The sequence below is a fragment of the Bacillus basilensis genome (genome assembly GCF_050630465.1).
GTDB lineage: Bacteria > Bacillota > Bacilli > Bacillales > Bacillaceae_G > Bacillus_A > Bacillus_A basilensis.
In genome coordinates this window covers 45,065-59,221 of record NZ_JBNTQO010000004.1, presented here as the reverse complement: position 1 = coordinate 59,221, position 14,157 = coordinate 45,065, and the positions used below count along the sequence as shown (strand labels likewise).

At 35.5% G+C, this 14,157-nt stretch carries 15 protein-coding genes; 4 read left to right on the top strand and 11 right to left on the bottom strand.

From position 1 onward, the window contains the following. Window positions 1–48: 48 nt before the first annotated feature. Window positions 49–1,137 (bottom strand): DUF871 domain-containing protein, encoded by a 1,089-nt coding sequence (locus ACQVV1_RS09660; RefSeq protein WP_309259746.1) that lies wholly within the window; start codon window positions 1,135–1,137, stop codon window positions 49–51. 320 nt (window positions 1,138–1,457) lie between these two features. On the opposite strand from ACQVV1_RS09660, the gene ACQVV1_RS09655 reads away from it, so the two are divergent. Both ACQVV1_RS09655 and ACQVV1_RS09650 read left to right on the top strand, forming a co-directional pair. After that, window positions 1,458–2,660, top strand: a complete 1,203-nt coding sequence (locus ACQVV1_RS09655; protein WP_242255846.1) for an MFS transporter — start codon at window positions 1,458–1,460, stop codon at window positions 2,658–2,660. Window positions 2,661–3,010: 350 nt separating this feature from the next. Further along, complete coding sequence (locus ACQVV1_RS09650) at window positions 3,011–4,666, top strand: Na/Pi cotransporter family protein (protein ID WP_242255844.1); 1,656 nt, start codon at window positions 3,011–3,013, stop codon at window positions 4,664–4,666. A 33-nt stretch (window positions 4,667–4,699) separates the two neighbouring features. Here ACQVV1_RS09650 and ACQVV1_RS09645 read toward each other — a convergent pair whose 3' ends face one another. Further along, a complete protein-coding gene (locus ACQVV1_RS09645) occupies window positions 4,700–5,698 on the bottom strand; it encodes a YhdH/YhfP family quinone oxidoreductase (RefSeq protein ID WP_309259745.1) in 999 nt (332 codons plus the stop codon). 316 nt (window positions 5,699–6,014) lie between these two features. Here ACQVV1_RS09645 and ACQVV1_RS09640 point away from each other — a divergent pair, with 316 nt between their 5' ends. After that, entirely contained in the window at window positions 6,015–7,223 is a 1,209-nt protein-coding gene (locus tag ACQVV1_RS09640; protein WP_242255842.1) for an LCP family protein, read from the top strand. A gap of 148 nt (window positions 7,224–7,371) precedes the next feature. Continuing rightward, window positions 7,372–7,812, top strand: coding sequence for a hypothetical protein (locus tag ACQVV1_RS09635; protein WP_016089221.1), 441 nt, complete (start codon window positions 7,372–7,374; stop codon window positions 7,810–7,812). Between the two features lie 60 nt (window positions 7,813–7,872). Here the strand turns inward: ACQVV1_RS09635 and ACQVV1_RS09630 are convergent, their stop codons facing one another. The 9 genes from ACQVV1_RS09630 to cdr form a co-directional block, all read right to left on the bottom strand. Further along, window positions 7,873–8,637, bottom strand: coding sequence for a sulfite exporter TauE/SafE family protein (locus ACQVV1_RS09630; protein WP_242255840.1), 765 nt, complete (start codon window positions 8,635–8,637; stop codon window positions 7,873–7,875). 33 nt (window positions 8,638–8,670) lie between these two features. After that, entirely contained in the window at window positions 8,671–9,150 is a 480-nt protein-coding gene (locus tag ACQVV1_RS09625; RefSeq protein ID WP_000437730.1) for a DsrE/DsrF/DrsH-like family protein, read from the bottom strand. A gap of 72 nt (window positions 9,151–9,222) precedes the next feature. Then, window positions 9,223–9,519 (bottom strand): rhodanese-like domain-containing protein, encoded by a 297-nt coding sequence (locus tag ACQVV1_RS09620; protein ID WP_063223713.1) that lies wholly within the window; start codon window positions 9,517–9,519, stop codon window positions 9,223–9,225. 14 nt (window positions 9,520–9,533) lie between these two features. Further along, the gene (locus tag ACQVV1_RS09615) at window positions 9,534–9,893 is read right to left on the bottom strand and encodes a rhodanese-like domain-containing protein (RefSeq protein ID WP_242255839.1); all 360 of its coding nucleotides are present in this window, start codon (window positions 9,891–9,893) and stop codon (window positions 9,534–9,536) included. Between the two features lie 30 nt (window positions 9,894–9,923). Then, the gene (locus ACQVV1_RS09610) at window positions 9,924–10,154 is read right to left on the bottom strand and encodes a sulfurtransferase TusA family protein (RefSeq protein ID WP_063223711.1); all 231 of its coding nucleotides are present in this window, start codon (window positions 10,152–10,154) and stop codon (window positions 9,924–9,926) included. Between the two features lie 27 nt (window positions 10,155–10,181). Continuing rightward, complete coding sequence (locus tag ACQVV1_RS09605) at window positions 10,182–11,312, bottom strand: MBL fold metallo-hydrolase (protein WP_242255838.1); 1,131 nt, start codon at window positions 11,310–11,312, stop codon at window positions 10,182–10,184. A gap of 44 nt (window positions 11,313–11,356) precedes the next feature. Then, entirely contained in the window at window positions 11,357–11,911 is a 555-nt protein-coding gene (locus ACQVV1_RS09600) for a sulfurtransferase TusA family protein (protein ID WP_431168802.1), read from the bottom strand. Window positions 11,912–11,999: 88 nt separating this feature from the next. Then, on the bottom strand, window positions 12,000–12,263 hold the full coding sequence (locus tag ACQVV1_RS09595) for a metal-sensitive transcriptional regulator (RefSeq protein ID WP_000456206.1): 264 nt from the start codon (window positions 12,261–12,263) through the stop codon (window positions 12,000–12,002). Window positions 12,264–12,448: 185 nt separating this feature from the next. Then, on the bottom strand, window positions 12,449–14,113 hold the full coding sequence (gene cdr, locus ACQVV1_RS09590) for a CoA-disulfide reductase (protein ID WP_242255834.1): 1,665 nt from the start codon (window positions 14,111–14,113) through the stop codon (window positions 12,449–12,451). Between the last annotated feature and the right edge of the window lie 44 nt (window positions 14,114–14,157).

Below are 14,157 nucleotides of genomic sequence, written 5' to 3'. Positions count from 1 at the left end.
AAAAGGGAAAAAGCTGCTGAAGTCAGTAGTTTTTCCCTTTTATTTTATCTATTTCTTTAATGTAAATCCGAATTTATCCCATGCTTGTAAATAATCTAATAAGAAAATTTCCTCTTCCACAATTCGGCCAACTACATTTGTTTTTCCTGTATTCACCATGTCTTTTAATGCAATTTGTAATTCGCCTTTATATTGACCATATTGCTCATTATCAATTAAAAGATCGCCACGCTTAATTTCGCGCGTATTATGAGGTTTAAACTCTTCTTTTTTATATTTCACACGGCTTTGTGTCGAGCGAATCATATATTCAGATACATCCCCGCGATAAAAATGAGGTTCGTCTAATACGATAATTCTTTCTAGTTCTGTCGTTGTATCATATAACTCTATATCAAATGTTTGTTTCTCTTTATTTAATGCACCTAGTTCCTCTAATTCTTCTTCTGACGCATATGCATTCGCAATAATAACATCATCAATTAATTCCGTCGCAAATAAATGCTTCGCTTGTGTTGTCATTGGTAATTCACGATGCTTCTCTAACGTACATAATCCTTCTGTTACTGGCCAAGGTCCATATGTGGCATCAAATGATGAAATAAAAGTAGCCGTTCTCATACCGTAATCTTTAAATTGTTTCGAGCATTTAATAAAATGATCGTATGATAATCCTGAATAACGATGCGGATAAAAATTATGGCAACCAATTAAATTTTCGCGATTTGGTCTATGGCTCATAATATTATCTACATACTTCGTACCGTTACTCATATTAATCTCAATTTTTAAGCCGTATGGATTGTAAGTCATAATCGATTCTTCTAAACCAGAGAATCCAACATCTAAACGAATACCGTACGCACCTAGTTCATGGAAGAACGATAAATCATTATACGAAATACCTAGTTGTTCAAAAACAGCTGGACTAATATCAACTAACACTTGGAAACCTAATGCATTTGCATGAGAGATCGTTTCTTTAAACTCTTCTATAATTTTCTCTTTTTCACCATCTACAGATAATAAACATGTAAATACACGATTAAATCCGTATTTACTTGCTAATGTTAAATACTCCTTGTCTTTCTCTACTGTTGAATGTTCTGGATAAATAGAAATACCTAATCGTCTCATATGTACACGCCTCTTTCTTCATCATATTGTAAACCTTTTCAAATATATGTAGCGAAAAAGTATATATCCCCTTCTCTTCCACTATCCTTTGAATCCGCTTTCGTTAAAGAAAAAATAATTTCTATCATTCATAATAATTACTAGTCTATACATCTATACTTTACATCTTTTTTTCATAGTTGTGTAGTCTTTCCACAAATTTGTCAGTTTTTTTACCTCGAAAATTGTTGTACGTTTTCAAGGCACCTTCCTTGACTGTTACATTGACCAATACATATACTCGAAAGAAAAGAGAATTTTTTTATATAGGGGATGAATATATGGGAGAAGCAATACTCGTAAAACGAGAACCGTTATGGACGAAAGAGTTTTTCGCGCTAATTCTGGCAAACTTATGTATGTTTTTAGGGTTTCAAATGTTAATTCCGACTTTACCTGTTTATGTGAAAGAAATTGGCGGCACAAGTTCCAATATCGGATTTGTTGTCGGTATGTTTACCGTTGCAGCACTTTTTGTTAGACCGCTAACTGGGAACGCCTTGCAGAAATTCAATAAAAAAATCATTTTAATGATTGGCACTGCTATTTGTTTACTCGCTATGGGTAGTTATCTTTTCGCTTCAACTGTTTTCCTATTGCTTGCCGTTCGAATTTTACATGGAGCTGGTTTTGGTATTACAACGACTACATACGGAACTGTCGTTTCAGATTTAATTCCGCAAGCTCGCCGCGGTGAGGGCATGGGATATTTCGGACTTTCTGGAACAATTGCAATGGCGCTCGGTCCACTGATCGGACTTTGGCTTATGCAAACATATAACTTCACGATTCTTTTTTTATGTGCACTTTCCTGTACAATTGTTTCATTAATATTAACGAAACTACTTCAAATCAAAAAATCGCCACAACCACCGAAGCAAACATCCGGTACCTTTCTCGATGGATTTATTGAGCGCAAAGCTTTACTTCCTTCATTATTAATATTATGTATTACATTAATGTACGGAGGAATCGGAAGCTTTATTACGTTATTTGCTACGGAAGTCGGCATTGCTGATATAAGCCTCTTCTTCTTATTTAATGCACTTGCAATCGCTGTGACTCGTCCATTTTCTGGAAAGTTATATGATGCGAAAGGTCATTCATTCGTTATAATTCCAGGAGTTATTATTACGTTTACAGGTATTATTTTATTGTCGTATACGACTACTATTCCAAGCTTAATTATTGCAGCAGCATGCTACGGAAGTGGTTTCGGAGCGATTCAACCTGCACTACAAGCATGGATGATCGACCGAGTAGCACCGCACCGACGAGGCGTTGCAACAGCTACATTCTTCTCAGCATTTGACCTTGGAATTGGTGCTGGCGCGATTATTTTTGGATTCATTGCACATTTTACAAACTACGCAACGGTATATCGCTATTCCTCTCTATTACTTATTGCTTTCCTCTTCATTTACATTACAAGTATAAGAAAACAAAAGCATGGTGATAAAAATACGGAAAAAGCTGCTGGATAATTCAGCGGCTTTTTTATCGTGTCAAAAGAATGGTTCTCCCTTATTTTGCTGTTATAAAACTACATGCATTTCCTACATATTTTTTTACCTTTCATCAAAAAATATACGATGAACTCACAGACGCTTTCCTTCATATACAAATGAAAAACACTATTCTAAAGAGTGTGATTTCTTTACAAAAATACGATTTACAAAAGATAAAAACCAATAAAATACAGCTGTTTCTTTAAAGAATTGTAAACTTTTCATCCCTTTGTAAATTTAGTGTAAATTTTACTGATAAATCGTTTACAGTGGCTCACGGTTTAGTTAATAATTACATCGTACATGAAATTTAAGGAGTGGAATGCGTGGAATACAATGTTCAAGATATGATCTTCCAGTTCATTGGTGGATTAGGTATTTTCTTATTCGGAATTAAATACATGGGCGATGGACTGCAACAAGCAGCTGGAGATCGTCTTCGCGATATTCTAGATCGCTTTACAACAAACCCACTTATGGGTGTACTAGCAGGTATGTTAGTTACTGTATTAATCCAATCAAGTTCAGGAACAACCGCTTTAACAGTCGGACTTGTAAGTGCCGGATTTATGACATTAAGACAAGCAATTGGTGTTATTATGGGTGCGAACATCGGTACGACAGTTACTGCATTTATTATCGGAATTAAAATCGGAGAATACGCTCTCCCAATTATGGCAGTTGGAGCTATCTTATTATTCTTCTTTAAAAATAAAAAAGTACATTCTTTCGGTCAAGTTATATTCGGTTTTGGTATGTTATTCTTCGGTTTAGAATTAATGAGCACAGGTATGAAGCCTCTTCGCTCTTTAGAATCATTCCAAGAATTAATGGTTAGCATGAGTGACAATCCAATTCTAGGTATCGTTGTCGGTACAGTTTTCACTTTAATTGTACAAAGTTCAAGCGCAACAATCGGTATTTTACAAGAACTATTCGGTCAAGGTGCAATCGATTTACAAGCTTCTCTTCCTGTATTATTTGGTGATAACATTGGTACGACAATTACAGCTGTATTAGCAGCTATCGGTACTTCTATTGCTGCAAGACGTGCTGCATTAGTTCACGTTATTTTTAATATCGTCGGTACGATTATCTTTACGATTTTATTAGTACCTTTTACAAGTTTAATTCAATATTTCCAAACGTCATTAAACTTAAATCCAGAAATGACAATCGCATTTGCACACGGAACATTTAATGTAACGAATACAATTATTCAGTTCCCATTCATCGCTGTATTAGCATGGATTGTAACAAAAATCATTCGTGGTGAAGATGCAGCTATTGATTTCAAACCACAACATTTAAATCCAATCTTTATCGAACAATCTCCAGCCATCGCTTTAACAGAAGTTCAAAAAGAAGTTGTCCGTATGGCTGAGTTTTCATTACATGGATTAAACGAAGCAAATCAATTTTTAAACACACAAGACAAAAAACACGCTGATATGGCTACTCAATTAGAAGGAGCTATTAACAATTTAGATAAAAAAATTACCGAGTATTTAGTTTTACTATCAGAAAAGCCGCTTTCACCTACAGACTCTGAGAAGCATTCAGTTCTAGCGGGTGTTGTTGGAGATATTGAACGTGTCGGTGATCATGTAGAAAACCTTGTAGAACTTGTAGACTTCCAAATTTCAAATCGTGTTTCTCTATCAGACGAAGCACTAACTGAATTAAATGAAATGCTTGAATTAACAATTTCAACATTACAAGATGCAATCAACGCTTTAACAAACTTCGATACTGAACTAGCACAAACGGTTATTGCAAAAGAACGTAAAATCGATCAAATGGAACGTGTTCTTCGTAAACGTCACGTATTACGTCTAAACGAACGTAGCTGTTCTGGCGATGCAAGTATCATCTTCGTTGATATGGTAAGTAACTTAGAGCGTATCGGTGATCACGCTGTAAATATTGCTGATGGTGTTTTAGGTGAACAAGGAAAAATCAATTTAAAACAATCATTATAATAGGAAAGAGACGCTAATGTAAGCGTCTCTTTTTCATTTCATATTTACTATTGTTCTTCCTTTTAACTTTCCTTGCAATATAAGTGTAAACTTCTCATCTAACTCTTCTAATGTACATTCTTCTGTATAAGATAGTAACTCTTTATTTTCCCATTCACTTGCTAAGAGTGTCCATACATCTCTTCTCACATCCACTGGGCATTGCACAGAATCTACCCCTAAAAGGCTTATACCTCGCAAAATAAACGGGTATACCGTTGTTTGTAATTCCTGGCCGGCCACATTACCGCATGTCGTTACACAACCACCATACTTTACCGTTTTCAAAGCTGTTTCTAACATATGTCCACCTACAGTATCGATAACTCCGGCGTATATTCCTTTAAGCATTGGTCTTCCGGATTCATCATTCAATTCCGCGCGATGAATCACCTTTTTCGCCCCTAAACGTAGTAACATCTCTTCCTCTTCCATTTTCCCTGTCGCTCCTACTACGTTATATCCTAACCTACTTAAAATACTAACAGCCACACTCCCTACCCCGCCTGTAGCCCCCGTTACTAAAACATCGCCCATACTAGGCGTTACTCCTGCTCTAATAAGCTTATATACTGATAAAGCAGCTGTAAAACCTGCTGTCCCGTACATCATACTTTCCTTTAATGACATTCCCTCTGGCAAAGAGATAATCCAAGATGCTGGCACGCGAATATACTCTCCGAAACCACCAGAAGTATTCATACCTAAATCATATCCCGTTACAATGACTTGGTCTCCTAGCTTAATAGTTTCATCCTCACTACTCACAACTACTCCTGCTGCATCAATTCCTGGTGTATGAGGATATGTTCTCGTAACACCTTTATTACCTGTGGCTGAAAGAGCATCTTTATAATTTAATGAAGAATAATGAACCTGTATTAATACGTCTCCCTCAGGTAAACTACTTACTTCTCTCTCGACAACGTTTCTTACAAACTGCTTATTTTCTGTTTCGTTCACAACGATTGCTCGGAATGATGTATGATTCATTATGCTCTTTCTCCTTTATCCGTAAAATTCTTCTTTATTATATAGAAAATATACATACGGCTACTCATTTCTTCTTGGCTATATTTCAACAAATCTTACTTCTCTATTACTTTCTCATAATACATATTTTCATTTCTACTAAAACAACTTATACTTATTCTACATCTCAAAAATAAAATATAGAAAATCTGACTTTTTATAAATAAATTGAATTTTTACGAAATGTAAATGATTTGTAATGTTTTTTTTCGCTAAATTTCATTATAATAAGTGGATATGAGTGTCGTATTTCAATTCAAATGAAGGAGTACAAGAAATGGAGCAAAACCCATCTTTGCAAGAAAATACACGCAGTAAACCGAAAAATAGTAAGAAAAAAATAAAAATTATTATAAGCGTTATTCTATTCTTTTTAATAGTAGGTGGCGGTTATACTTGGTTTTTAGTAAATAAAGCATCTTCTGCTGTTCGAAATGCCGCACACGATTTAGCACGCGGTGATAAATCTGATTTACGTGATAAAGCTGTAAAACCTATTACGAACAATGTCTCTGTCTTAGTAATGGGTGTTGATGAAAGCGATGTCCGTGGGAAAGAATACGGTGAAGCTATAAGAACGGATGCACTATTACTTGCAACGTTTAATAAAGATAGCAAAACTGTAAAACTATTAAGTATTCCACGAGATACATATACTTATATTCCAGTGGAAAAGAAAAAAGATAAAATTACACACGCTCATGCATACGGTTCTACTAAAAACGGAAAAGATGGTGGACCACAAGCAAGTATTGATGCAGTTGAAAAATTACTAAATGTTCCTGTTGATTACTTTGTAAAGTTTAACTTCAAATCATTTATGAAAATTGTAGATGATTTAGGCGGTATTGAAGTCGATGTACCAGTTGAATTCACTGAACAAGATAGTAATGATAATGCTGATGCAATTCACCTGAAAAAAGGTGTTCAAAAGCTAAATAGTGAAGAAGCTCTCGCTCTTGCTAGAACGCGCCACATCGATAGTGATGCAATGCGTGGACAACGTCAACAACTCGTTATTGAAGCAATTTTAAAGAAACTAACAAGCGTTGGGTCTGTAACAAAAGTTGGTAATATTATTGATGATATTAACGGGCAATTCGTTACAAACTTAACATTCGATGATATGCTTTCATTCTATAAATATGGGGCTGATTCTTCAATTGAGAAATTACAAATTCAAGGTGACGACTGCTATATGGAAAAAGGTGACGATACATGTAGCAAATCTGCTGGTGGTGGCCGAACGTATTACTACAATCCAGATAAAAAAGAATTAGCAACTGTTACAAACCAACTTCGTACTCACCTTGGATTACCTGCATATACAAAAACAGACTCTGATTCGAAGAAAACAAGTACAGAGAAAACAAAAGAATCTAAGTCTGAAAATTCAAGTGAACGCGAATCAAGTAACAATGAAGTGAAAAATAAGAATAAAAATAGCAGTGAAGACACAGAAACATCGTCTAACGACAATGAATAAAAAAGAAGCAGTTCTCTATGGAGGTAGAGTACTGCTTCTTTTTATTTCTCCATAATTAAAAATCAGAACTTTCTAACTATCTTTTTTAATATTTTTAAATTATAATAAATAGTAGCAATCTATTCCAATTATCAGGGGGCTCATACATATGAAAGCTGCAGTAAAACATAACATCTCAGATTTTAAAGACTACTTAAAGTCAAACGATATATACATGGAAGAAAATATAGATGAAAATGATGGTTCTGTTCATTTTTCAGTAGGGTTAGAGACAGAAGCTGGAGCAAAAATTCAACTTATCGCTGCTTTTCAAAACGAACATCCTACTGTAGATATATACTGCTTCAATGTTGCTCACGTACCTAATGAAGCATCAACAAATGATATTTTGCACGTTATCAATGAATTAAACACATCTTATCGATTTGCAAAATTCACATTAAACAAGCAAAATGCAATTGATATTTCAGCATCTCTTGCATTCTCAGAACCAAACTTTAATCCAGCACTTGTCTTTGAACATACGAGAATGCTATATAAATTAGCAAATGACGAATATAAAAACTTAATGAAAGTTATTTGGGCATAATCAACCTGTCCTCAAATAGCGGGATAAATAAAAGGATGGGCTGCAAGCAGCGCCATCCTTTTATTTCGATATCATATCAAACCACATCTTAACAGCAGTGCCTACAATCAAAATCGATAACATATATTGTAGTGCTTTTTGATTGATCCTCTTCCCAACTCGCGCTCCAAGCGGCGCAGCAAAGATACTTGCAATCGCAATGATAAGAGCTGGAATTACAACTACTTGCCCAGTTATCACTTTTCCAGTTGTAATCCCTACTGAGGAAATAAACGTAATAGCAATAGATGTCGCTATTGTTGTACGTATTGGTAATTTTAAAATAACTAGCATAATTGGAACTAAAAGGAACGAACCTCCAGCACCTATAATGCCTGACGCTCCGCCTACAATAAAAGCTAACAAGCTTGCTAACCATTTATTATATTTCACTTCATTACCATTATTACGTTTCGGTACGAACATCATAATAGCAGCAATTGTTGCTAATGCTGCATAAACAACATTTACCGTATGTTCCTCCAATACGTTAGCACCAAAACTCCCTATGAAACTTCCTATTAATATACTAGCTCCCATATACACAACTAGCGTTTTATCCATATCATTACTTTTTCGATAGGCCCATGCCCCTGCAAAAGTTGCAAAGAATACTTGCACCGCTGTAATACCACTCACTTCATGTGACGTATAACCAGTAAATCCTAGCAATACCGGAATGTATAGGATCATCGGGTAATTAATAATCGCACCGCCAATTCCAACCATTCCCGATATAAATGATCCTATAAACCCAATTATAAAAAGTAATACGACTAAACTCACCTTATATCCCCCGCCTTCTAAAAAGAAGGTGATTTAAATGAATAAGTTCACATTCCCATCTGAAGCATCTGCTAAATAAGCTCCTACTCCTGCAAACTCTACCCCTTCCATAATCTCTTCCTCTTTTAACCCTAATAAATCTACTGTCATTTGACAAGCTACAAGTTTAATCCCCTGTTCTTTCGCCAAATCCATTAAATCTGGTAAAGGCATCGCATTATGTTTTTTCATAATACCTTTAATCATCTTTGGTCCCATACCGGCAAAATTCATTTTTGATAATCCCATCTTATCAGCTCCGCGCGGCATCATTTTTCCAAATACTTTTTCGATAAAAGTTTTCTTTACCTTCACATGTTCATCTTTCCTTAAAGCATTTAATCCCCAGAAAGTATGAAAAATAGTAACCTCTTGATCATAAGCAGCTGCACCATTTGCAATAATATAAGCAGCCATCGCTTTATCATAATCTCCACTAAATAAAACGATTGTTGTTTTCTTCTGTTGTTCCATGTTGTTCTCCCTCCAATTACCTATAGGGGTATTTGATTGTTTATAAAAAGGCTCAAATCATTTACCTCTGTACTATACGACTTTACCTTCCCAAGCTAACATACCACCTACCATATTGATCACTTGAAAACCATAACTTTCTAAAAACTGAACGGCTCTTGCACTTCTTCCGCCTGAACGACAAACGATAATATATTCCTGTTTTTTATTTAGCTCATGCATACGAAATTCTAATAGCCCTAGTGGAATATTACATGCTTCTGGAATTTTCCCTTCAGCTACTTCTTCTACTTCACGTACATCTATAATATTTACTGCTTCTTTACGTAACAATTTTTCTTCTAATTCTTTTGCTGTCATTTCTTTCATTTTAAATTTTCTCCTCACAAACCATTCATCCCGCCTGAAACATTAATAACGTGCTGAAATCCTAATTTCTTTAATACTTTTGCTGCTTGCTTACTTCTCATCCCGCTCTGACAAATAACGATTGCTTCCTTATTTTTATCTAACTGACTTGCTCTACTAGCTAACTCATTTAACGGGATATTTTGAAATCCTTTCATATGATTTCCTGTATATTCACCTACTGTACGAACATCGATAAAGTACTTCCCTTGTTTTCCTACTATACTTTTTAATTCTTTTCCGTTTATATTTTGAACACCTTTCACAGGTAAAAAGCGTGAAATAACAAACCATGCAGCAAGTACAATGAAAAGCGTACTTAATATTGTGTTCATATAACCAACCTCTCTACATTTATAAAACTACTATGCCTTCTTAATCCAAAACTTCAGCACATCAGCTTCTTCTACATGCTTTACGATGTCATGACCACTTTTATTTGCCCATGCTGGAATATCCTTAACTGACCCTTTATCCGTTACATGTACTTCTAACACTTCTCCAGTTTGTAACGTATCCATCGCTCTCTTCGTTCTTACAATCGGCATTGGACATGCTAAATCTTTCGCATCTAATACTTGTTTTACATTCATCATCTATTCCTCCAGTTTTTATTTATTTCATTATTCGTGCACTGCACAACGATTTGGACCAATCTCCATTTCACGCTCTTCATCTACACTCGGATGAATTTTACCCATATTTGTTTGACGGATTTCTTCATATGCATTTGGCTGAGGTGGTAAGTTTTCTGTTACAGTTTTACGGAACTCTACCTCATCCTCAATATTTAACCCTGCATTATACGCAAACAAATCTTTTAATTTTGCGCTAACAATACCACTTTCGTTCATTTCACTTATTTTTGAATAATGAGCCGGTAACACAACTAAATTTTGAGATAGTTCTTTATATCGGCTATACAAAGTATTACGTAAATCACTTACCCAATCTTCAGCCTTCCCAGCAAGATCTGGACGCCCGATTGAATCTACAAATAAAATATCGCCCGATAATAAATAGGAATCGTCTACAATAAATGATGTACTTCCAATCGTATGACCCGGTGAGTATAATGCGTCAATTTCAATTTTAGTACCCCCCACCGTAATAACAGATCCTTCTACAAGCGGTTCGTATGCGAAAACAACTTCCTCCGCATCTTTTGGCGGTAACCAATACGTACCACCTACTTTTTCCGCTAACTTACGTCCTCCAGAAATATGGTCTGCATGTAAATGTGTATCCATTACATTCGTAATCGTAACATCATGCTCTTTCGCAAATTCTTCATATGCTTCAACTGTTCTTACTGCATCAATAACTGCTGCTTCACCGTTTGAAACGACCATATAAGATAAACAGCCTTTTCCAAGGCGGTTAAACTGATACATACTTCCGCCATTTTTTAAATCTCCAACTTTTATAGGCTTTACATATTCACTCCAAGCCTTCATACCACCAGCTAAATAATAAATATTTTCTAATCCAGCCTCTGTTAATTGCTCTGCCACAAATATAGAAGACCCTTCTTTTGCACACACTACTAAAACATCTTTATCTTTAGGTAATTCACTTACAATATGATCTACACCATCTAACAAATCAAAATATGGTTTATTTATAGAAGAAACTTGTTTCCCTTCAATTTTCCATTCTTCATAATCCTTCTCATTACGAACATCTAAAATGAATAACTCTCCGAATAAAACTTTCTCTGCCACATCTTTTGCTTGTAATGATTTAACGCTCATCTTCTTACCCCCTGAGGTATATTTTTATTTAAAAAAATTTAATTCTATATATTACCTTGCCACTCTACCATACCTGGAATGACATTTTTCACATTTGCATAACCTTGCTCTTTCAACATTTGGCAAGCTACATCACTACGGTTACCAGTTCGGCAAACAACATAAATTTGTTTCGTCTTATCTAATCCTGCGCTTGCTAGTTCACCTAATGGCACCGAAATGGCCGATGGAATATGACCAAAGGCGAATTCCGCCGCTTCACGAACATCTACTACAGTACACTCTTCACCACTTAATACTATATCTTGCAATTCCGCATTCGTAATTGTATGAGGATACTTCACTACTTCATCCACTTCATGCTCATGTGCTTTCCTAACATAATGCATCAAAACATCACCCTCTTGTTTCGTCCCGATATATTGATGCCCTACTTTATTCGCCCAGCTTTGTATGTCTACTGTAGACCCTTTATCTGTTGCCTCAATTTCAATCACTTGCCCTGGCGTCAACCCTTCCATCGCCTTCTTCGTTTTCACAATCGGCATCGGACAAGCCAAACCTTTACAATCTAAACTCATATCCACTTTTATACTCATAGTCGATTCCTCCATAACTTATATACACATACCTGTAGGGGTATAATAAAATGTTTTTGAAAATCTGTCAACACTTACGTTTGACAGATTATCGGCTTTTCACAAGTAATTGAACAGCTTCTTTAATTAACTCTTCATTTGAACCATTACCACTTTCAAACTGTTCACGCAAACATTGCTCTAAGTTCGTTCCAACAACAAGTCCAATTGTACGATCAAGTGCAGAACGAGATGCCGTTAACTGTGTAATAACCTCTCGGCAATCTTTTCCTTCTTCCATCATACGAAGCACACCACGAACTTGCCCTTCAATACGTTTCAATCTATTTTTCATATCTTGATTATATTCCATTGTATAATCACCTCATTACCATTATGTCACCATTTATAACTTATGACAATATATTATACCCTATAGGGTATTTTGTAAACCCCTATTTTAAATTTCCACCTTATATATTCACAAAACACAAAATGAAACCTTAATCTATAGGCTTTCATCTTCCACCTAATTTTGAAGTGGAAGATGAAAAAATATCAATATACAACACGTTCTGGTAATACTGTCCCATACAATTTAAAACCACCATCTACATTCTTTACCTTATATCCTTTTTCCATTAACATGCGCGCTGCAACATACCCTCTCATACCAAGTTGACAAGTAATATATATTTCTTTATCCACTGGCACTTCATCTAAACGATCACGTAATTCATCTAATGGAATATTAATAGAGCCTTTAATCATTCCTTGTTTTAGTTCATTAGTCTCTCGAACATCAATAAGATATCCACCATTTTCAACAATACGATCTATCTCATGCCATTGTACTGTGTACACAAAACCATCTACTATATTACTTGCCGCATACCCTACCATGTTTACTGGGTCTTTTGCAGAAGAATAGGGCGGAGCATATGATAATTCCAAATCTGGCAAATCAATTACAGTTAAATTTGCTTTTATTGCCGTTGCGATAACATCGATACGCTTATCTACACCGTCACGTCCTAACGCCTGCGCTCCATAAATTTTTCCGCCATCTTTATCAAAAATTAATTTTATTAGCACTGGCGTAGCATTCGGGTAATATCCAGCATGCGAATTTGCCTGTACATGTACTACCTCATAGGGTATATTTAATCGTTTTAATATTTTCTCATTTACTCCCGTCGAAGCAACTGTTAAATCAAAAACTTTAGCTACAGAAGTTCCCAGCGTACCTTTATATAAAGAATCCGTATGTCCATGAATAATATCTGCTAACATACGACCTTGACGATTAGCCGGCCACGCTAAAGGAATCATCGTTTCTGTTTCAGTAACAAAATCTTTCACTTCAATCGCATCACCAATTGCATATATATGTGGATCCGATGTTTGAAATTTTCCATTTACTTTTATCGTTCCTCTAACTCCTAATGCTAATCCTGCATCTTTCGCTAAACTACTCTCTGGTTGTACACCAATTGCTAAAATAATCATATCTGTCTCTATGATTGAACCACTTTTTAAACGTACAACAGTCCCGTCCTCTTCTAATGCATCTACACCATCTTCAAAAACAAGCTCAACATTGTGATTTTTCATATGCTCATGCACATACGCTGCCATTTCATAGTCGATTGGCGGCATCACTTGATTCGCCATCTCTACAAGAGTAACATCCATTCCTCGTTCTCTTAAGTTTTCAACCATTTCCACTCCAATAAATCCGCCACCAATAACCGTCGCATGATGTGGTTTCTTCTCATCAATATACACTTTAATACGATCTGTATCAGGTACATTCCGTAACGTAAATAACGCCTTCGCTTCTTCAATACCTGGAATAGGTGGAACAATTGGTTTTGCCCCTGGTGAAAGAATTAAAATATCATATTCCTCGTTATATGTTTCATTTGTCGTTACATTCTTTATAGTAATTGTTTTCTCTTCTTTATTAATCTGTACTACTTCACTCAATACACGTATATCTAAATTAAAACGCTTCGACATTCTTTTAACAGTTTGTACTAATAATTTTTGTCTTTCTGTAATGACACCGCCAATATAGTATGGTAATCCACAATTTGCAAATGAAATATACTCACCGCGCTCCACCATAATAATTTCATCTTCTTCACTTAAACGACGAAGCCTTGCAGCCACTGATGCTCCGCCCGCAACTCCGCCTACTACAACTATTTTTCTAGACACATTTCAAACCTCCATATTATTTATTATTTAATTTCCTCATGTAT